Origin of the sequence: Streptomyces sp. NPDC057002, assembly GCF_042673825.1 — a bacterium.
In the GTDB taxonomy this organism is placed as follows: domain Bacteria; phylum Actinomycetota; class Actinomycetes; order Streptomycetales; family Streptomycetaceae; genus Streptomyces.
The window spans coordinates 801929-820301 of sequence record NZ_JBHURZ010000001.1 but is presented as its reverse complement, the minus strand read 5'-3'; the positions used below and the strand labels follow the sequence as shown (position 1 = coordinate 820301).

At 69.1% G+C, this 18373-nt stretch carries 20 protein-coding genes and 2 pseudogenes (1 of these 22 only partly in view); 15 read left to right on the top strand and 7 right to left on the bottom strand.

What is annotated here, in order from left to right:
- Positions 1 to 2 precede the first annotated feature (2 nt).
- A complete protein-coding gene (locus ACFT32_RS03625; RefSeq protein ID WP_382485381.1) occupies positions 3 to 599 on the bottom strand; it encodes a plasmid mobilization protein in 597 nt (198 codons plus the stop codon).
- Between the two features lie 29 nt (positions 600 to 628).
- On the opposite strand from ACFT32_RS03625, the gene ACFT32_RS03620 reads away from it, so the two are divergent.
- Positions 629 to 766 (top strand): hypothetical protein, encoded by a 138-nt coding sequence (locus ACFT32_RS03620; RefSeq protein ID WP_382485379.1) that lies wholly within the window; start codon positions 629 to 631, stop codon positions 764 to 766.
- A gap of 151 nt (positions 767 to 917) precedes the next feature.
- Here ACFT32_RS03620 and ACFT32_RS03615 read toward each other — a convergent pair whose 3' ends face one another.
- The 5 genes and pseudogenes from ACFT32_RS03615 to ACFT32_RS03595 form a co-directional block, all read right to left on the bottom strand.
- The gene (locus ACFT32_RS03615) at positions 918 to 1109 is read right to left on the bottom strand and encodes a hypothetical protein (protein WP_382485376.1); all 192 of its coding nucleotides are present in this window, start codon (positions 1107 to 1109) and stop codon (positions 918 to 920) included.
- Positions 1106 to 2746: a hypothetical protein gene (locus ACFT32_RS03610; RefSeq protein ID WP_382485373.1), complete on the bottom strand. Its 1641-nt coding sequence runs from the start codon at positions 2744 to 2746 to the stop codon at positions 1106 to 1108. The genes ACFT32_RS03615 and ACFT32_RS03610 overlap by 4 nt, the downstream gene beginning before the upstream one ends.
- Positions 2743 to 3384, bottom strand: coding sequence for a WhiB family transcriptional regulator (locus tag ACFT32_RS03605; RefSeq protein ID WP_382485371.1), 642 nt, complete (start codon positions 3382 to 3384; stop codon positions 2743 to 2745). The genes ACFT32_RS03610 and ACFT32_RS03605 overlap by 4 nt, the downstream gene beginning before the upstream one ends.
- A gap of 157 nt (positions 3385 to 3541) precedes the next feature.
- Entirely contained in the window at positions 3542 to 4237 is a 696-nt protein-coding gene (locus ACFT32_RS03600; protein WP_382485368.1) for a hypothetical protein, read from the bottom strand.
- A 2-nt stretch (positions 4238 to 4239) separates the two neighbouring features.
- A pseudogene (locus tag ACFT32_RS03595) lies at positions 4240 to 5136 on the bottom strand (helix-turn-helix domain-containing protein).
- 862 nt (positions 5137 to 5998) lie between these two features.
- Between ACFT32_RS03595 and ACFT32_RS03590 the strand changes: the two are divergent.
- Genes ACFT32_RS03590 through ACFT32_RS03575 form a run of 4 tightly spaced genes read left to right on the top strand, consistent with a single transcriptional unit; the run spans position 5999 to position 9613 of the window.
- A complete protein-coding gene (locus tag ACFT32_RS03590; RefSeq protein ID WP_382485366.1) occupies positions 5999 to 6439 on the top strand; it encodes an XRE family transcriptional regulator in 441 nt (146 codons plus the stop codon).
- A gap of 35 nt (positions 6440 to 6474) precedes the next feature.
- Positions 6475 to 6981 (top strand): hypothetical protein, encoded by a 507-nt coding sequence (locus tag ACFT32_RS03585; RefSeq protein ID WP_382485364.1) that lies wholly within the window; start codon positions 6475 to 6477, stop codon positions 6979 to 6981.
- The gene (locus ACFT32_RS03580; protein WP_382485362.1) at positions 6978 to 8186 is read left to right on the top strand and encodes an MAB_1171c family putative transporter; all 1209 of its coding nucleotides are present in this window, start codon (positions 6978 to 6980) and stop codon (positions 8184 to 8186) included. Before ACFT32_RS03585 ends, ACFT32_RS03580 begins: the two co-directional genes overlap by 4 nt.
- Complete coding sequence (locus ACFT32_RS03575; protein ID WP_382485359.1) at positions 8183 to 9613, top strand: amidase family protein; 1431 nt, start codon at positions 8183 to 8185, stop codon at positions 9611 to 9613. The genes ACFT32_RS03580 and ACFT32_RS03575 overlap by 4 nt, the downstream gene beginning before the upstream one ends.
- Here the strand turns inward: ACFT32_RS03575 and ACFT32_RS03570 are convergent.
- On the bottom strand, positions 9554 to 9922 hold the full coding sequence (locus ACFT32_RS03570; RefSeq protein WP_382485357.1) for an ATP-binding protein: 369 nt from the start codon (positions 9920 to 9922) through the stop codon (positions 9554 to 9556). The genes ACFT32_RS03575 and ACFT32_RS03570 overlap by 60 nt on opposite strands.
- 176 nt (positions 9923 to 10098) lie before the next feature.
- Between ACFT32_RS03570 and ACFT32_RS03565 the strand changes: the two genes are divergently transcribed.
- The 10 genes and pseudogenes from ACFT32_RS03565 to ACFT32_RS03520 all read left to right on the top strand — a co-directional run.
- Positions 10099 to 10740, top strand: a complete 642-nt coding sequence (locus ACFT32_RS03565; protein WP_382485354.1) for an HAD family hydrolase — start codon at positions 10099 to 10101, stop codon at positions 10738 to 10740.
- A 106-nt stretch (positions 10741 to 10846) separates the two neighbouring features.
- The gene (locus ACFT32_RS03560) at positions 10847 to 12034 is read left to right on the top strand and encodes a helix-turn-helix domain-containing protein (protein WP_382485352.1); all 1188 of its coding nucleotides are present in this window, start codon (positions 10847 to 10849) and stop codon (positions 12032 to 12034) included.
- Positions 12035 to 12321: 287 nt separating this feature from the next.
- The gene (locus ACFT32_RS03555; RefSeq protein ID WP_382485350.1) at positions 12322 to 12927 is read left to right on the top strand and encodes an ATP-binding protein; all 606 of its coding nucleotides are present in this window, start codon (positions 12322 to 12324) and stop codon (positions 12925 to 12927) included.
- Between the two features lie 261 nt (positions 12928 to 13188).
- Positions 13189 to 14538 carry an ATP-binding protein gene (locus ACFT32_RS03550; protein WP_382485348.1) on the top strand — a complete coding sequence of 450 codons (1350 nt, stop codon included), beginning with the start codon at positions 13189 to 13191 and terminating at the stop codon, positions 14536 to 14538.
- Between the two features lie 60 nt (positions 14539 to 14598).
- Positions 14599 to 15090 (top strand): roadblock/LC7 domain-containing protein, encoded by a 492-nt coding sequence (locus tag ACFT32_RS03545; protein WP_382485346.1) that lies wholly within the window; start codon positions 14599 to 14601, stop codon positions 15088 to 15090.
- Positions 15090 to 15494, top strand: a complete 405-nt coding sequence (locus ACFT32_RS03540; RefSeq protein ID WP_382485344.1) for a DUF742 domain-containing protein — start codon at positions 15090 to 15092, stop codon at positions 15492 to 15494. Before ACFT32_RS03545 ends, ACFT32_RS03540 begins: the two co-directional genes overlap by 1 nt.
- Entirely contained in the window at positions 15484 to 16110 is a 627-nt protein-coding gene (locus ACFT32_RS03535; RefSeq protein WP_382485342.1) for an ATP/GTP-binding protein, read from the top strand. The genes ACFT32_RS03540 and ACFT32_RS03535 overlap by 11 nt, the downstream gene beginning before the upstream one ends.
- A complete protein-coding gene (locus ACFT32_RS03530) occupies positions 16110 to 16766 on the top strand; it encodes a GAF domain-containing protein (protein WP_382485340.1) in 657 nt (218 codons plus the stop codon). The genes ACFT32_RS03535 and ACFT32_RS03530 overlap by 1 nt, the downstream gene beginning before the upstream one ends.
- Before the next feature lie 87 nt (positions 16767 to 16853).
- A complete protein-coding gene (locus ACFT32_RS03525) occupies positions 16854 to 18083 on the top strand; it encodes an acyl-CoA dehydrogenase family protein (RefSeq protein ID WP_382485338.1) in 1230 nt (409 codons plus the stop codon).
- 60 nt (positions 18084 to 18143) lie between these two features.
- A pseudogene (locus ACFT32_RS03520) lies at positions 18144 to 18373 on the top strand (SAM-dependent methyltransferase); its annotated part runs 595 nt beyond the window's last position; the annotation flags it as partial.

Genomic DNA, 18373 nt, shown 5'->3' with positions numbered 1-18373 from the left:
TGTCAGTTGGCTACCTTCTCGGCGGCCCTTCTCACCGCGTCGGCGGCCCGGTGAACGTCGGCGATCACTTGAGTCAGTTGGGGGACGTCGCCGCCGGAGTTGAGGATCTTGGCGGCTTGATTGAGGTTGCTCCCGGCCCAGCCGAGCTGCCGCCTCATCGCGAACAGTTCGGTGAGCACATCGCGTTCGGTTGCAATGGCGACGGCGGTACGGGACTGGTCACGGGCCATGGCTAGCCCGGCGTAGGCGAGGAAGCTTGCCACGCTCATGCCGACGGCGTCTGCTCCGGTCTGGATGAGGGCGTGTTCGGACGGGTTGAGGCGGACGCTGTGCGCGCGGCGCTGCTTCTTGTCGCGCGGACGCGCTCGCCCCTTGGGCCGCCCCGTGTGGGCGGCTCGTGGCTGCGATCCGCCCTCGGTCGCAGCCTTCCCGTCTGGCACCCCCCGGTGCCAGACAGGCCCCGCCACCCCAGGGGCGGGGACAGGTTCGGACGCTGCCCCCTCGGGGGAGTGTCCGAACCTCCATCTTGCTCGCCCTGAGACCGAATTGGAGTCGGGAGCAGGTTCCGGGGTGGTGCTGTTCTTGCTGGCGTTCGTCATCGGGATTCGGGCCTCATGGAGTGGGTGCGTTGCTGGATGGTTGCGGCCACTGCGAGCACGTCGGCCGGGCAAGCAAGGACGTGGACCGATCCGCCGTGGCGGTCCTGGACGAGCCACTGCCCGGTCGGCGTGCGGACGACGGCGTGGACGAGTCGTCGGCGGACTAGGACGTCCGCCCACGCATCGGCCTCGGCGACGGTGGATTCGGAAGAACGAGGTGGACGCGGAATCACGGCGTACCTCCTAAGCGGGGCGGTGGCCCGGAACGGATCCGGGCCACCTCTACGGGTATGGGGTTTGAACTGGGGTTTTTCCGGCTCAGCCGCACTCGGGGCAGCGCCCGATGTGTCTGTTGAGCGCGCGAGCCATCCGCTGTTTCGCCGAGGCAGCCTGCTTCGCACTGGACTTCGCCGCCGGCCTGCCCGCGTGCCGCTCGGAGTGAGCGACCATGAATCCGATCTCTCGCTCGTACTCCGCGCGGACGGTGTTGAACTGGTGGCAGGTCTTCATCGCGCGGTGTTCCTTGTCGTCGTGATGTCCTCGCTCCGCAGTTCTTGGAGGACGAGGCCGATTCGGTCGTTCCCGACACCGGTTAGGCCCTCGCGGCGGATGATTTCGCGCAGCTGTACTCGGGTGATCGCTCCGTTGCCGTCCCGTTCGAGCAGGGCAGGAACGTGAGGACGTACCTCGTGGACGAGCTGGCGCTCGGACTCGCCCAGCTCACGTGGCTGGCGCTCCGTCTGCGGAGAGTGAGACCGGGCGCGCTTGCCCTTGTTCTTCGTCCGGGACTTCCTCGCCGGCTTCCGGTGGAGCGGGACCTGGTGTCCTCGGTCCTGGGTGGTCTCGGTCCCGGACTGGGTGGCGGTCGGTCCTCGGTCCTGGGTGGTCTCGGTCCCGGACTGGGTGGCGGTCGGTCCTCGGTCCTCGGTGCTCTCGGTCCCCGACTTCGCGAGGTACGGTCCCCGGCGGGAATCTGCGCCCTGAGCTGGTACCTCTCGCACATTGAGGTTGGCCCCCGTGGTCCCGGCGCCTCGTGCTGCGGCTTCCGGATCGGCGGGTCCGGTCCCCGGGACCGCGCCGACCTCAGGCGGCTTGGTACCCGCGAGACCTCCCGTTTCGTCGCCCTCGGTCCCTGCGCCGACCTTGGCTTCCGGGGCCGCCTCCTCGGGGACCGGTCCCCGCTGAGCCGTCGGTCCTCGGTCCGGGACCGGCTCGTCGGAACCGTCGGCACTGGGGACGGGGACCGGCGCATTCGATGCTGGCTGTGCGGGGACCGTGACCACCGATGCGCTGCTGTGCGCGGGGGACCAGGGAGAGGGAAGCGGGACCGTGGCGAGCGCGAGCGCGTGTCGGCGGGCGGCGAGCTGGTCGAGCAGCTGTGCCCGCTGGAGAGGGTCGGTGCCGACCGAGGCCCTGCCGATCGCCTTCGACAGGCGTCGGGTCAGCCGCCGACCGCGGCGGCTTCGCTGCTGCTCGGGTGTGCGCTCGGCGAGGCGGGCGGCGAGGGTGACCACGCGGGCGGTGGCCCGGTCCCGGGTGATCTGCGCAGCTTCGCGGTCTCGCGCGGCGATGCCCAGGCGGGACAGCAGCCGTTCGCGTGCCTCCCGACCCAGGACGGCGATTAGCCCGTTCGAGGCGGCGCCGGGGGAGCGCAGGCGCAGCTCGATGCCCATGGCCAGGTGCCACAGCATCGCCGCCATGACCGGGCCGACGAAGGCACGGACCGTGCCGCCGATGGGGCCGCTCTCGGCGTAGGCGGGGATCACCTGTACCGTGGTGATCACCCAGACCAGCGTGCCCGGCAGACCGGGAGCGCCTTGGACAGCGAGGTTCTGCCGTGCCATCAGCGCGGTGGCGAACAAGGCGAGTTCGGCTGCGGCAAACATGCCGGCCCGCTCGACGGTGCCGGCCATGTCGAGGTAGTCAGCGGCGAAGCGCCAGCTCGTGTCCGCGCTGTAGGCGGTGCAGACCAGGGCGGCAACGGCGGCGACCTTGACCGCCGGGCCGCCGAGACGCTTCTGCGAACGGGTTCCCCTGCGCCGGACGGTCCAGGCGGTCAATGCGACCGCAAGGGCGGCGGGCACGACGGCGGCCAGGAGGAGAGGATGGTCCGAAGAGGCACCGAAGGCGAGGACGGCGTGGGTCATGCTGCCTTTCCGAGAGGGGCGTGCGCCGAGGCCGACGCTGCCGGGCCGCCTGCCGGCTGCTGAGTGCCGGGAGCTACGGGCGTCGGGGTGCCCTTGGCGTTGGAGGTCTTCTTCCGCTTCTTCTTGGGGCGGGGCACGCCGTAGTTGCGGTCGCGGTCGAAGACCTTGTTGGCGGCCTGCCGGAGCAGGTCGCGGGCGTGCTTGTGGCTGATCTGCAGGGCGGCGGCGAGCTGGTCGGGCCGCCAGCCCCGGACGTAGGCGTGATTGACGACGACTTGGCGCTCGGCCTCGGTCAGGTGCACGTCGCGCCCCTGGAAGAAGGCGGTCACGCGTCGGTAGTCCAGGCGCTGGTGCAGGCCGTCGTGCAGCGGGCGCCGCTCCGCTTCGGTGAGTCCGCCCCAGACGCCCTCCTTGAGGACGTTCTCCAGAGCAAAGTCGAGACACTCGCGGCGTACGGGGCACCAGCCGCACAGCTCCTTCGCCTCCGCGATCTCCTCGTGGTCCCGGGGCCCGGGGAAGAACACCGCATCGGCGTCCTCGACGTCCATGCCGTGGCACGTTCCGCGGGTGTGCCAGCTGGTGTCTCCGATGCCGCGCAGGCCGGTGGCCGGCGCGTCGTGGGTGGTGATGTGGCGCAAGGCGGGTCTCCGATGTGCTGCCGCGCCGGCCGGCCGGCGCGGTGCTCGGCGGGTGCGGCGTCGGGTGCCGGCTGCGGCGCGAGGGCGGGTGCCGCAGCCGGGGCGGGACGGTGGTGGTGGATGTGCACCGAACAGGTGCACCACCCTTGAGAGCCGGTCAGGCCATCGCGGGCTGGGCCTGCTGGGCGACGGCGAGGTCGCGGCGGCCGGGGTGCGGGGCGGCACGCGGGGTGGTTCCCCGTGGTCCGTCGTCGGGGCCGAGCCTCCGGCGGCGACACGGCTCACCGGGCTGGGCCAAGCACCACTCGCAGTGGACGCTGAGGGCGTCGCTCTGTCCCTGGGCGACGGCCTCCTCTCGTGCTGCTCGGGCGGGACGGTAGGGCGCGAGAGCGGCGCGGGCGGCGGGCGGGATACAGGAACCGATCTCCTGCAGCCTCGCTTCCAACCTCGGGTCGATCCCGTCGCGACCGCTGGTGATCGCCCGGGACTGCGCGGGCTGTGCGGTGCCGGCGGCGACGGCGCGCCGGGTGCCGACCAGCTCGGCGGTCCAGGCCGCCTGGTCGTCCGGGTCGACGGACGGCGTGGGGTCGGTGTGCCGACTGAGGCGGTCGCGCCGGTAGCTCTCCCAGGGGCGGACGACGTCTGCGGGCAGGATCTGGTACGGCGAGACGCGGATGTGCTGGCGGGCGGCGACACGGGCGTCCCAGCCGTACGGCGTGGCCATCGGCACGTCACCGAGCAGTTCGTGCCACTGGGCTAGCTGGTCGCGGGCCTCGCCCTGGTCGGTGCGGGTGGTGCGGGGGTCGAGTCGGCCGATGTAGGCCAGCAGGGCGGCGATTTCGCGGCGGTCCACGGTCAGCCCTCCGTTCCGGTCGGCTCGTCGAGGGCAGCGAGGAGGGCGGCCTGGTGCGCCTCAGCGCGGGTCATGCCGTGCGCTGGTCGGAATCCGCCATCGGGCACGGCGGAGATGCTCCGGCGAGCCGGGGGGTGCTCTCGGGCGACCCAGGAGCGCTAGTCGGCGGCCCAGGCGTCCGAGGGCCGGGGCTTGAAGTCGGCTCGGTGCAGGCGCCACTTCGCGTCGGCGGCCTGCAGGCCCTCCTCGCCGAGGCGGTCGAGGTGTCCCTGCTGGCGAGCCCAGGTGTGGCTGGCTGGGTCGACCTGCCACTCGGCAGCCGAGAGGACGGCAGCACCACTACTGCTGTACCTACGGTTCAATTCCGGTTCACTACGGTTCTGTGTGCCGGTTTCCGCTACATCGCTGTGCCGGTTCCCGCTACGTCGAGGTGCCGGTTTCCGTCGGGACCTGCCGGTTTCCGCTAGTGCCGGTTTCCGGACCCTCGCGGGGGTTTCCGGCTCCTCGCGCGGGCGGATTCCGTACCGTCGCAGGGCTGAGATCCGCAATTTCGGGAGGCCCTCGGGCTCATCGGGTGAGGCGTCGTCACTGTCCTCCTGCTCTTCCTCCGAGGCCCGCGCGGCGGCGGCCATGGCGGCGAGGGGCAGGCGGTAGACCGTGCTGCGCCGGGGGCCGGTGAGGTCATCGTGCTGCTCCAGCTCACCATCGAGGAGGAGGCGGCTGATGGCTTCGCGCACCGTGGACACGGAGGCGCGCGTGCGCTCGGCCAGGCTGGACAGCGAGGCCCAGGACACGCACTGCTCGTCGGGTACCCGGTCGGCTATCGACAGCAGGACCAGGCGCGCGTTCCCCCGGCTTGAGCTGTGTTCCCACACCCACTCGCGGGCATCGCTGCTCATCGGCCGCTCCCTACGAGCGGGCGGGTCCGGCGGCTTGCCGGGGCCAGGATGGTGCGGTCCGGTTCGGAGTGCTGAGGCGCCGAGGCGGAGGTGGCTGCCGCGCAGGCCAGGCCGAAGGGCCTTTTGCGCAGGACAGGAGGCATGCGATACTCCCCTTTGCAGTGTTGCCACGCTGACGCGCCCCTCGGAAGGACTCAGCGTGGTGATGGTGGGCAATCACCGCCCTTGCCGGGGCGGGTATGCCGCTTAGCGTTCGGCGTCCGTGAGTTACCGCTCCCGGGCGCCGTCGCTGTTTGTGGACCTTCGGGGTCCGGTCCGTGCTTGCGGTCTCCTCATGTTCGTCGCCGTGGGCGGGCTGCCCGGGGACGACGAACATACGCACGGACCCGTGTCAAGATCCAGACTTGGTTCTTAAACTCTGTAGTGGTTGCAGAAAGTAACCGGCTGATGCGTGGCCGCAGGTGCTCGCGAGGGCGGGCGCAACTTGCTCCCCGATACCCGTGGGCTCTGTTCCGGCAGTCAGCCTGAAGACTGGAAGCGTGCCAATCTGTCCGTATTTGAGCGGGTGCCTGGTATTGCCCGGGACGGAACCGCGATGTGGATGAGGTGTTCCCACGGCCGCCACGCGCTTTCCAGTCGAAGATCAAGACCCTGCATACCAGACGTGACGCATGTGGCTTTTGACACGTTGCCCGGCGGGCTCCGTTCCGGCGGAAATAGTCAGGCTGAAGCCGGTTGTGCAGGCCACGCGGAAACGCGCTGGTGTGGAAGAACTTTCCATACGCGGGATCGGGTCGTCAAACTGGTGTTTATCGCGGGGTAGCCTGGTTAGAGTGACGATGAAACCCGCCGGGGAAGGATCATGGAAGAGTCGACCGAAGGCCAGGTGAGCCCCCAAGGGCTCATGGACCGGCTAAACCGCCTGTTCGACACGGTGCACCCACCCGATCGCGGTCCGTACAGCAATGCCGAAGTGGCCGAGCTGATGGCAAAGCGCGGGCTCGGGACAGTATCCGGTCAGTACCTGTGGCTCCTGCGGACCGGGCAGCGGGACAATCCGACGAAGCGTCATCTGGAAGCGCTCGCAGCGTTTTTCGGAGTGGACCCCGCCTATTGGTTCGACGAAGGTGTCGCTGAAAAGACCGTTCAGGAGCTTGAGTTGCTCGCCCTGATTCGCGATTCGAAGATCAAGAACGTACTTCTGCGCCTCTCTGACGTGTCCGCGGATGGAAAAGATGCCGTCCTGGGGATCGTCGACAGCGTGCGGAAGTCAGAGGGGTTGCCGCCCTCAACTGGTACGTAAACGGCTTCAGTTCAGTAAATGATCAAGGAAATGCAATGTGGTCTGCCCGCAGGAGGAGTCAGCCCGACCTCCTGGCCGAACTCCCGCACGTCACCAACATCCGCGATCTGTGCGGCGAGGTCTCACGCCGCACAGGACGGACGGTGATCCTGGAGCCCCGGGAGCAGGCGCCCTCGGTGTGTGGGGCTTGCGCTGTCACGGAGAGTGCCGTCCACGTGTTCTACGACCCGCGGACCAGCCGCTTCCACCAGGACCACATCATCGCCCACGAGTTCAGCCACCTCCTGCTCGGCCACCACGAAACCCGCCCCGTCGCCGCCCTGTCGCCGGCCTTCATCACCAGCGTGGACCCGGCCACCGTGCAGATGATGCTGGGCCGCACCAAGTACGACGAAGCCGAAGAGCGGGAAACGGAATCCCTCGCCTCGCTGCTCCAGCGCCAGATCATCGACCGCTGGCTGCGCAGCGACGAAGCCTCCGGTGACCCGGTCCAAGACCGGGTCACCCACACACTGCTGCGCAGGCGGGAGGCACAGCAGTGAAGGATCTGCTCCACCCGGTCACGCTGATCGTCGCCGCTCTCGGCTTCCTCTGCCTCCTGCGGGATGTCCCGACACGCCGCCGAGACCCCGCCTCCACTGCGTTGGCCGCCGTCTTCCTGCTGTCCGCACTGTCGTTCCTGTTCTCCATCACGCCGATGTGGCAGTACCTCGACCACGTGCTCGGCACCGTCAACCTCTCGGTGCCCCTGGCGCAGGGATGCGTGGTCGCGCTGCTGGCCTGCCAGCAGGTGGTCCTGACCTACTGGGGGTCACCGCCCGAAGTCGCCCGCAGGAGGAGCCGAAACTGGCTCATGGCAGGCTTCGCGGTGATCGCAGGACTGCTGGTGCTGTTCGCCCTGCTGACGCCCAGCGCGCAGCGACCGGTCGACTTCACGCTGTACTACGCCCACGACGACTGGTACGCCGCGTACCTCACCCTGTATGTCACGGCCTACACCGTTGGAGAGCTGTTCCTCGCCCGCGCCTGCTGGCGCCTTGCCCGCCGCAGCCCTCGTGGGTCCGTCCGACTCGGCCTGCGGCTCGTCGCCCTCGGCGCCACCGTCACGCTCGGATACAGCGCGGTCCGTATAGGCAATGTGATCGCCGGCGTCTTCGACACCTCCCTCGCCAACTGGGAAGGCTTCGCCTGGACCTGCGGTGACGTCGGCGCCATGCTCACGCTCATCGGCTGGCTCGTCCCAACGATCAGTGACCAAGCCCAAGGCATTCACTACCGGATCAAGCAGTACCGCAGTTACTACCGACTGCGCTCCCTGTGGCTGGCCTTCTACACCGAAGCCCCCGAGATCCAACTGCCGGTCGACCGAGTTGATCCGGCTCAGCGGCGACGTTTCCGCAGCATCGCGATCAAGCTCTACCGGCGGGCAGTCGAGATCCACGACGGCCGATTCGTGATCCGCCAGTACCTCGATGCCGCAGTCCGCCAGAGCAGCGAAGACCACCACCGAGCACGAGGGCTTCACGGCCAGGAGCTATCCGCCGCCGTCACGGCCGACCAGATCATGGCCGGCATCGCTGCCCGAGCCGAAGGCACCCGTCCAGCGCCCGACCAGCTCACCGACTACGCCGACGCCGAACGTCAGACCGTACGCCCGATGGACGACATCGACGCCCTCCTCGACGTCGCACGTCACCTGCCCCGCCAACCCGCCCGAGCCCCCCACCTTGAGCGAGTCTCCACATGACGACTGACCTCTCCCGCCAGCCCGCTCACGTCCAGCTCCAGGCGCTGGACCGCCGAGAGATCTCCAGCCGCGAGCTGCTCGACCTCCACCTCGACCAGATCAACACCAGCCAAGTCAACGCCGTCATCACGCGCGACGACGACGCTGCCCGGGCCGCCGCGCAGGCAGCCGACGAACGCCGCGCCCACAACGAGGACAGTGGGGCTCTCGACGGTCTTCCCATCACGATCAAGGACAGCTTCGAGACGGCCGGCCTGCGTACCACCAGTGGTGCGGAGGATCTGGCGGATCACGTCCCCGCGCGCGACGCCGACGCCGTTGCTCGGCTCCGCCATCAAGGCGCCGTGATCATGGGCAAGACCAACATGCCCGCGTACTGCCAGGACCTGCACACCAACAACAGCCTGTTCGGCCCCACGCTCAATCCGCACGACCCGAACCACACCACCGGCGGCTCCTCCGGCGGCCCGGCTGCGGCCGTCGCCGCCCACCTCACTCCCGCCGACCTCGGCAGCGACCTCGCCGGCTCGCTCCGGCTTCCGGCCCACTACTGCGGCGTCTACGGCCTGCGGCCCACACTCGGACTCGTCCCAGCCCGGGGCCACATCCCGCGCCCGCCGGGGTGGATCACCAGCAGCGACATGCTCACCCCCGGCCCGCTGGCCCGCCACCCTCGTGACCTCGGCCTGCTGCTCGACGCACTCACGACACCGTCGCCCGCCGAGAACAGTCCATGGCTCGTCCGGCTGCCTGCCGCGCGCCGAGGGATCGGCCAGCTCCGCGTCGCGGTGTGGGCCGAGGACCCGAGCTGTCCCGTCGACCGCGCGACGGCCCAGGCTCTCGACACCGTCGAGCAGGCACTGGCCGCCGCCGGCACGAAGATCCGCCGCACCGCAGGGCCCGTCAGCTTCGCCGACTCCCTCCGACTGTTCGAGCAGCTCCTCCACGCCACCGCGACGGCCGCCACCGACGACGAGTCCGGCGCGGCCGAGCTCGCGGCAGCGCGAGACCTTCCGGGCGATGATGCAAGCCCACGGGCCGCTGTTCTGCGCCACCGGACGCAGACACACCGCGCCTGGCTCCGCGCTAACGAGGAACGCCTCCGGCTTCGGGGGACCTGGCAGCGGTTCTTCGCCGACGCAGAGCACGATGTCCTCATCACGCCGGCCGCGCCCACCCCGGCGATCCCAGCAGGCAGCCGCTCGCTCTCGGTCGACGGCATCGAGCGGAGCTTCTTCGACCAGACCGGCTGGGCCAATCTCACCAGCCACATCGGCCTGCCCAGCCTGGTCGTACCTGTTGCGCGGAACGAGGAAGGTCTCCCGATCGGCGTGCAGCTTGTCGGCCCGGCGTACGACGACCGATCCCTAATCGCCCTGGCTCAAGAACTGCTGCCTTTCCTTGGAATGCCGACCCAGGTGCGTTGAGTAAGCGTGGACCCGTTTGCGGATGGCCCGGACCGGGCCGCAGCGGAGGATGCCGATGGCCTTGCCAGCGACTCTGAGGACATCGAGCCGCACGAGTTCGCGGATCCGTTTCTCCCACGTGCGGTCGGCGTGGCCGCCTTCCAGCTCCGCCAGGATCCGGCTGGCCTTGGCTAGGCGGAGGTGGGCGTCCTGACGGATCGCGAGGTGGCCGAGGGCCTGGGCGATGTGCGTCTTGCCGACGCCGACCGGGCCGAACAGGATGACCGATGCGCTGGCGTGGAGCCAGTGCAGGGCTTGGGCGCAGCACAAGCGGGGACCAGCGAACCTTTCGAGAGTAGACCCGGCAGGCGTTCTCGGCGGTGACGCCACCGGGCCCCGAGGGGGACCATGCCGGGCACGACTCAGCGATGGCAATCACCCGTGTGGTTGAGTAGAAGGACCTGCCCAAGGGCCGAAGTCGAGGCGCCGCCTCGTACGCTCCAAGGGTGATTGAGACCATCGTGTTCGACGTCGGCGAGACGATTACCCGAGACGATCGCTACTGGGCCTCCTGGGCGGATTGGTTGGACATTCCTCGGCACACCCTGTCTGCGCTCGTCGGGGCCGTGGTCGCCCAGGGGCGCGATAACGCCGATGCCATCCGCCTCGCGCGACCGGCCGTCGACTTGGCCGCCGAGTACAACGCGCGAGAAGCCGCCGGCCGTGGTGAGTACCTGGACGAGAGTGACCTCTACGACGATGTCCGCCCGGCGCTGTCCTCGCTGCGAGAACTGGGTACACGCGTGATCGTCGCTGGCAATCAGACGATTCGTGCGGGCGAGCTGCTGCGTGCTTTGGACCTTCCGGCGGACTTCGTCATCACCTCAGGGGAGTTGGGCGTGGCAAAGCCCCAGCCGGAGTTCTTTCAACGAGTACTGTCGGCCGCTCAGGTTGCTCCGAGCACCGCTCTGTATGTCGGTGACCATCCGGCCAGCGACATCTTCCCGGCGAAGGCGGCCGGGCTGCGTACGGCGCACATTCGCCGCGGCCCATGGGGGCACCTCTGGGCGGACTCCGGCGAGGTCGTAGAGGCGTCGGACTGGCGAATCGACAGCCTTACTCAGCTCACCGCCATCGTTGGACGTTGACCAACAACGTACCTCCTCCGTCGAAGTGTTGACCGCCGTACTGATGTGCACGCAGGGCAACTACTCGGGTACGGTTCGCATCTGGAAGGGTGGAACTGGAGTCGGTATGTCCACAGGCGGCAAGGGCGGAGTCGGCGCACGAATCGCCTACTACCGCAGCGTCATGCGTCCGAAGATGACGCAGCAGCAGCTTGCACAAACCTCATGCGTGGCGCTGGGCACCATTCGCAAGATCGAGCGAGGGGAGCGTGGTGTCAGCGACGCCACGCTCGAGTCCATCGCGGACGCCCTCGGAGTTGACCCCATTCGTCTGCGCACCGACCGCGCTCCGACTCACACCCGCGTCCACGACTCGCTCCCTGCGATCTCGGCCTCCCTCGCGGCGTACGACCTTCCCGAGGACGGGCCGCTTCGTCCTGTGCATGAGCTGCGGTCAGCTGTCAACGAGGTCGGCAGGTGGCGGCTGGGAGCCCAGTACACGCGGATCGCCCGCAAGATCCCCGAGATGCTCGTCGATCTCTCTCGTGCGTACCATCTGTCCGTCGAAGAAGAACGGTCCGAGCTGGCTCAGCTCCTGGTCCGGGCCTACCGATCCGCGGACGCTGTCGCCTATAAGTTCGGGGCTCACGACCTTTCTGCCCGCCTTATCGAACTCATGCGCTGGGCTGCCCCCGAAGCTGACGATCCGCTGTTGACTGCATCCGTCGCCTACGTACGTACAGAGACCTTTTTCGCCTCCCGTCGCTATACATCAGGGCTGCAAGCCCTGGAACAGGCCTTGGACTCCGTTCCTTCGCCCGTCAGCAGGACTGAGGTGGCGGCCCGGGGGGCACTCCACATGCGGGCCGCGGTCATCGCCGGCCGAGTACGCAACAAGGAGGCCGCGGTATCGCACCTCAGAGAGGCCCGTGCTCTGGCGGATCAAGTGCACGAGCACGTGTACTACGGCACGGCCTTCGGGCCCGACTCCGTCCGCATCCATGAGGTGTCCGTAGCTGTCAGCCTCGGCGACGAGCACGTTGGCCGTGCCCTCGATGTTGCCGATGAATGGAAGCCTCCCCGAGACCTGCCAGCCGAGAGGCGCTCCGGCTTCTACATCGAACTCGCCCGTGCACAACTGTGGTCCGGGCTCGCAGAAGACTCCTTCGAGTCACTCAAGGTCGCCCGGCACATTGCTCCCCAGCACACCCGGGAACACCCGTGGGTTCGTGAAGACGCCGCCACGCTGCGCCGTCTGAAGCGGGCCGATTCCGAGACCCTCACCAACTTCGCCGAGTGGTGCGCTGCGACCTGAGCAGTCCCGACTACCCCCTGTAGGGGTACTTGTCGTACTTCCCAACCCTCACCATCTGTTGCACCCGCAGGAGCCAGCAGATGGGAGTCGGGGATGTCGAACGTACTCTCGCCCACCCAATCGGTCGTCGTCGGACGCGTGAGCATCGCCCGACTACACGGTGAGGCGTGCTTTGGCTGCGGTGCTGTCAACAAGACCCTGCGCGCGGCGGGAAACGTCGTAGTCCGCAGCAGTGGTCGCGTGTGGCAGGTCGTCACGTGCGGATGCAGGAGCGAATGCGCTGCTGCATGACCGCCGCCAACACGAGCTGCGGGCCGGGCGAGAACTCGCAGAGAGGTTCGGGTCTGCCCGCCGATGCCGAATCAGGGGGTTTTCCTGTGAGACAGATGGTGAGCGTCGCCCTGGCCTTTCCTCCGGCGGACGACGAACCGATTGAGGCTGAAGAGGTCAAGGTGACGTCTTGGCATACCGCGTCCGGTCCCCTAGCTCGCCGCCCGCAGAACTTCGCGCGTCGATGGTCTCTACAGCGCACAGCTGTGAGACTGGCCCGGATCCATGCTCGCACGTGGCTTACGACCTGGCGTTGGGCCGGCGACCTAGACGAGGCCCTGATCGTCGTTGTTGTCCTGATGGACAACGCCGTGAAATACGCCGCTGCGGCTAACGCGCAGGGATGCGTCGAGCTTGCCTTGGTCCTCGATGAGGACGAAAACCTGGTGATCTGCGTATCGGATCCGAACCCGAAGTTCGAAGGCTTCACTGAGGCGGTCGCTGCGGAGAAGCGATCTGGGCTCGGGCTCGTACGAGCCCTCGGGGGCGAGATCACCTGGGGGACACCCGACGTCGACAGTGGGAAGACGGTCCAGGTGCGGATGCAGTCAGCCGACCGCTGACTTGGAGGGGCGAACACCTCCACTTGCTTGCACTCTATTTCACCTTGTTGGAACCCGACTCTTGAGGAATCCACCATGCCTGCCCGCGTGTCCCCGACCCGCCCGGCCACGCACCGTCGCCCACGGAACCGCTCGCATACAGACCACGATGTGCTGAAGCAGGTTCGGTTGGCGGTCGCTGCCCCTCTGGTGATCGTCCTGGCCGTGTTGTGCGGCGCCGTCCTAGCCTGGCAAACCGTCCACGCCGGAACTGGATGGCTCTTGGCCGGGCTGACCGGCGGACTGCTGGTGGCCGCCGTGGTCGGGCCGGTGCGAGCGCGGACCGTGGCCAGGGCCGTTGAGGGGATCTATCAGGCCCAGCTACGGCAGGTCACTGAGGCGGCAGAGGCGCTGGAGAAGGCGGTGGTGTGGTCGGCGGACGAGCTGTGCCGGGGCGGCACACCGGCCCTGCCCGACAGCCTTCCGCTGCTGGGGGAGACGGGCCAGGCGGATGAGGTGGTGGAGCGGCTGGGTGAGGTGCAGTTGCAGGCCGTTGCCTCCATGATCCGGGTGCGGGAAGAATCGCGGTCGGCGGTTCTGCTGTCGATGCTGCACCAGTTCTCCAAGCGCGAGCACGCGTTGATCGACCGGGCGTTGGAGATGCTCGATCATCTGCAGGACCGGACTGAGGATCCTGACCAGCTGGACACGCTCTACAGGCTCGATCACCTGGTGACGAGGATGCGCCGCTGGGTGGAGAGCAAGGCGGTTGCCGGTGGGCGGTCGCTGCGCAGTGCGCGGGAGCCGGTGACGGTCATGCAGGTTCTGCGGGGTGCGGTCCAGGAGATCCTGCACTACTCGCGGGTGACGGTCACCCAGGGAGCGGTAGGTATCGAGCTCGGCTTTCCCCGGCATGTGGGTCCTGACCTGACGCATCTGCTGGCCGAACTCGTCGAGAACGGGACGCAGTTCTCCGATCCGGCCAGCAAGGTGCAGCTGAGGGCCCAGCGGGTGGCCAAGGGGCTGGCGATCGAGGTCGAGGACCGCGTCGCGATTCCGATGCGTGACACCGACCGGGCGCGGTGGAACCGTCTGCTGGCCGAACCGGATCAGGTCGATGTGAGTGCCGAGGTCAGCGATGGACGGCTCGGCCTGCTGACCACGGCGTTGATCGCCCGCAACTACGGGATATCCGTCAAGCTGACGGAGAACATGACCGGGGGGACGACCGCCCTGGTCGTGGTCCCGCAACGGCTGCTCGTCACGATGCCGGCTCCTGTGGCCGCCGCTCCTGCCGGGCCGCCGACCGCCACCCCGGCGGCCACGCCCGCGCAGGCATCCGCGCCGGGCCGGGCGAACCAGGCCTCTGCCTCGGAGGCGCAGGCGGCGTCGGCCGCTCGGATCCGGAAGACGTTGGAGGCTCCCCCGCTGCCTCAGCGTGTGGTCGGTGGGTCGCCGGAGCGGCCCGGCCGCCCCTCTCGTGCCAACCCGCCGTCCACGGGGCCGCGTTACGGCCTAGCGGGTGCGTTCCATGACGGCATCAAAGCCGCCCGCGCTCAGGACCACACCGCCCCCGCGGCCAGGCCGGACGCCTCCTCGGGTCCTTCCGGGCCTCCGACCACGCACTCCTAACCCCCACCCCTGACTGGCCCCGAGCCGGAGGCCGGTCCGTTATCGGCAGGAGCGAGTCCCATGACCTACGACACCACCCACCCCGAAGGCAGCGTAGTGGCGGCTGCTGCGCCTGGGCAGGAGGCTTTGGCGCAGATGGCCGGGCTGCTGACGGATTTCGTCGAGAACGTGCCCGGTGTCACGCACACGCTGCTGATCTCGCGGGACGGGCTGAAGCTGGTAGACAGTGACGTCCACAGGGACTGGGCCGACACGTGGGCGGCCACCCTGGGCTCGCTGGCCTCCCTATGCGAGAGCATCCCGGGCCCGACGGGCGGCAGGGAGGCGTTGAAGCTGGTACTCGTCGAGCGTGAGGACGCCGTGATCCTCGCGTCGATCGCCGGAGAAAGCGTGGCCTTCCCAACCCATCCGGGCAACACGCAGGGCGTAGTCGACACCGTGCTCGCCGTCATTGCCCGACCGGACGCCAATGTGACGACGGTCGGATACGAGATGGGCGTCCTGGTGGACCGCTTCGCCCCCTACATGCTCGCGCCCGTGCGCAGCGCCTGATGACCAGGCCCTCTCGCCACACCCCGCCACCCGATCCCGCGTTCGTCCGGCCCTACCTCGTCACACGGGGCCGTGCACGGGCCCGGCACTGGATGAGCCCGGAAACCGAGCTGGAAGCCGGGAACGGCAGAGCGGGAGCGGGACTGAGGGAGGGGGAGTACGAGCAGATCGTGCTGCTGTGCCGGCAGCGGCGCCGGTCGCTGGCCGAGCTGGCGGGCACCATCCGCCTCCCGCTCAGCGCGACCCGCGTCCTCATCTCCGACCTCGTCGACGCCCGCGTCCTGGTGGTGTCGCTCGCCACCGCTGCCTATACGCCTACCGACTCCCCGTCCCCGGTGGGGGATCGCCCGCCCCGACAGCTCCTGGAGGCACTCCGTGTCGGCCTCGTCCGCCATGCCGGCTGAACCGGCCGACGGCGCCCTCCCAGAGGCCCCGTCCGTGTTGAAGATCCTCATCGCGGGGGGCTTCGGAGTCGGCAAGACCACGACTGTGCGCGCGATCAGCGAGATCGAACCGGTGTCCACCGAGGAGTACCTGACCCAGGCCAGCGCTCCCACCGACAGCCTGGACGGCGTGGCGGAGAAGCGCACCACGACGGTGGCATTCGACTTCGGCCGGGTCACCTTCGATGTCCCGATGCCGATCGAGCTGATGCTGTTCGGAATGCCGGGCCAGGACCGGTTCATGGACCTGTGGGACGACCTGGCCCGCGGAGCTGTCGGCGCGGTGGTACTGGCCGACACCCGCCGCCTGGCCAGCAGCTTCGACGCGCTCAGCTTCTGCGAACGCGCAGAGCTGCCGTTCGTGGTGGCCGTCAACGAGTTCGACGGCGCCCACCGCTACCCCCTCGGCGAGATCCGCCAGGCCCTGGCCCTGGCCCCCCGCATCCCCGTCGTGACCGTCGACGCCCGAGTGCCCGCAGCGGTCGTCAAGGTCTTGCTCCGCCTCGTCGACCACGCACTCGCACACACCCCAGCGGATCCCAACCCGGCTCCTGCCTTCACTCACCTGGACGCCTGATGACGCCTCACACGCCCGCCACCCACGCACCGGCACTCGCCCGCCGCCAGCCCGGATTACAGCCCGTCCCCACCCGGCAGGAGGTATTCGTCTCCGGCCCGGGCGCGATCCACGCGGGGCAGGAGACGGTCAGCTCGGCCACGGCCCAGGCGATGGCCGAGCAACGCGCCCGCGAAGAGCTGATCCAGCGCCTCGGCGTGCCCACCGGGCCGGATGACCTGATGGACCAGTTCGCGGCCCATCTTGCCGAGACGACCGGCATGCTCTACGCCTTTGTCAACGTCTTCCTGACCGAGCAGACCTTCGTCGGCCGGCACAACCCGCCGCCGGACAGCGGCTATCTGATTCTCGGCCGCACCATGAACCGCGATCACGGCTGGTGCCCCGCCGTGGTCAAACGCAGGAAGGCGCTGCCCCTGCCCGACGTGCACGCCAGCCCACGCTTCTCCGGCAACTTCGTGGTCGATGCGGTGGGCATCCGCTCCTACTTCGGCGCCCCGCTCATCCACGCCGAGACCGGCATCACGCTGGGCACCGTGTGCGCGATCGACCCCGAAGCCCGGCCCCGCAGCGACGCACGCCGCCTCCTGGAGGCCGTGAAGGCCGACGCCGCCGAGGTCATGCACGCCCTCACCTCAGGTACGTCCGCGCGCTGAGTTCCAACATCACCCCCCCACCCGGCACCCCCACAACCGGGGACCCGGCCGCCGCCTTGCACTCCGCACAGGGAGAGGGAGACGACCATGACCGCCACCGACACCACACCCCCAGAACTGCGCCCCTACCTGACCGCTGCCCACGAGCAGCTGTGGTGCGAGGCCGATGCGTTCGCCGCGGACCACGTTGCTGCTCGGGTGCCGCTCATGGAGGCCTCCCCGCACGAGGTGGAGCGCGAGCTGCCCCAACTCATGGCCAACAGGGGCTGGTTCGGAGTGACCCTTCCCAAGCAGGGGTACGGGGGGATGGAGGCGGGGCATGTCGCCAAGACCGTGCTGATCCATCGCCTCGGGGTGGTCTCCGCTTCGGCGGCGGCGATCCTCCAGGCCACCCTGATCCCCGTTGGGGCCCTCCAGCACTGGGGCACGGTGGAGCAGAAGCAACGGTGGCTCCCGCAGGTGGCCGACGGCACAGCGTTGCTGACGATCGCGGTCACCGAACCGGACGCCGGCGGTCACATGGGCGGCATCGAGACCACCGCTGAATGGGTGGGGGACGACGAGTGGGTCATCACCGGCGAGAAGCTCCACATCGGCAACTCCCACCTGGCCCACCTCCATTTGGTCGTCGCCCGCACCGCTCTGCCCGGTGTTCCCACATCGCAGGCCCTAACCGCGTTCCTGGTCGAGAACGACCGCAAGGGGGTAACCGTCGCTGAGCACCGGGCGCGACTGGGCCTGCACGGCTTCTCGGCCGGGCGCCTGATCCTGGACCGGGTCCGCATCCCTGCCGCCAACGTCCTCGGCGAGGTCAGCCAAGGCCTGTATGTGGCGCAGAGCGCCAGCATCCTCTACGGCCGCTCCAACCTCACCGCCCTCAGCCTCGGAATCCACGAAGCACTCGTCCAGACCACCGTGCAGTTCCTGAGCACCCGGCGCCGCTACGGCGGGCATCTGTCCGACCAGCCCGTCATCCAACACCGCATCGGCGAGATGCAGGGTCGCCTCCAGACCGCCATGACCACCGCCTACAGCGCCGTCCACCTCCTCGACAGTGGCCTGGCCTGCGACAGCCAGCTCATCGGGGCCAAGCACACCGGCCACCAGCTCGCCGCGCAAAGCGCCCAGGACGCGATGGAACTGCACGGCGCCCGCGCACTGGACGCCGACTACCCGCTCCAGCGCCTGTTCCGCGACATCCAGCACACCTACCCACCCGCCGGCACCGGCGAATTCCAGCGCATCCACCTCGCCAAAGCCGCCCTGGGAACAGCGCACATCCAGTGGTCCGACCGCCACGCCGCCGAGACCGCGTAGCCGACCAACCCCCGACCAGCCCCCGCCTGAACACTCCGACCCACCCTTGACCCCCCGTGCATGGCAGCCCCGTTGACTTCCACTGACGTGCACGGGCCCGGCCCCCTGCCACCGGCCCCCCTTTCTCCGGTGGCAGGGCCCACCCCTCGTTCCCAGACCGGACGGCGGCCCGGGATCGAGGCCAGGACCGGCCGTGGGGGGGGCCGCCCCCCGGGGGGGGGGCGGCCCCCGCGCCCCCCCCCCCCCCCCCCCCCCCCCCCCCCCCCCCCCCCCCCGCCCCCCCCCCCCGC

Coding starts and splice junctions, on each gene's coding strand:
- ACFT32_RS03625 (WP_382485381.1), bottom strand. CDS start 599: ATGACGAACGCCAGCAAGAACAGCACCACCCCGGAACCTGCTCCCGAC.
- ACFT32_RS03615 (WP_382485376.1), bottom strand. CDS start 1,109: ATGAAGACCTGCCACCAGTTCAACACCGTCCGCGCGGAGTACGAGCGA.
- ACFT32_RS03610 (WP_382485373.1), bottom strand. CDS start 2,746: ATGACCCACGCCGTCCTCGCCTTCGGTGCCTCTTCGGACCATCCTCTC.
- ACFT32_RS03590 (WP_382485366.1), top strand. CDS start 5,999: ATGGAAGAGTCGACCGAAGGCCAGGTGAGCCCCCAAGGGCTCATGGAC.
- ACFT32_RS03585 (WP_382485364.1), top strand. CDS start 6,475: ATGTGGTCTGCCCGCAGGAGGAGTCAGCCCGACCTCCTGGCCGAACTC.
- ACFT32_RS03575 (WP_382485359.1), top strand. CDS start 8,183: ATGACGACTGACCTCTCCCGCCAGCCCGCTCACGTCCAGCTCCAGGCG.
- ACFT32_RS03560 (WP_382485352.1), top strand. CDS start 10,847: ATGTCCACAGGCGGCAAGGGCGGAGTCGGCGCACGAATCGCCTACTAC.
- ACFT32_RS03555 (WP_382485350.1), top strand. CDS start 12,322: ATGACCGCCGCCAACACGAGCTGCGGGCCGGGCGAGAACTCGCAGAGA.
- ACFT32_RS03545 (WP_382485346.1), top strand. CDS start 14,599: ATGACCTACGACACCACCCACCCCGAAGGCAGCGTAGTGGCGGCTGCT.
- ACFT32_RS03540 (WP_382485344.1), top strand. CDS start 15,090: ATGACCAGGCCCTCTCGCCACACCCCGCCACCCGATCCCGCGTTCGTC.
- ACFT32_RS03535 (WP_382485342.1), top strand. CDS start 15,484: ATGCCGGCTGAACCGGCCGACGGCGCCCTCCCAGAGGCCCCGTCCGTG.
- ACFT32_RS03530 (WP_382485340.1), top strand. CDS start 16,110: ATGACGCCTCACACGCCCGCCACCCACGCACCGGCACTCGCCCGCCGC.
- ACFT32_RS03525 (WP_382485338.1), top strand. CDS start 16,854: ATGACCGCCACCGACACCACACCCCCAGAACTGCGCCCCTACCTGACC.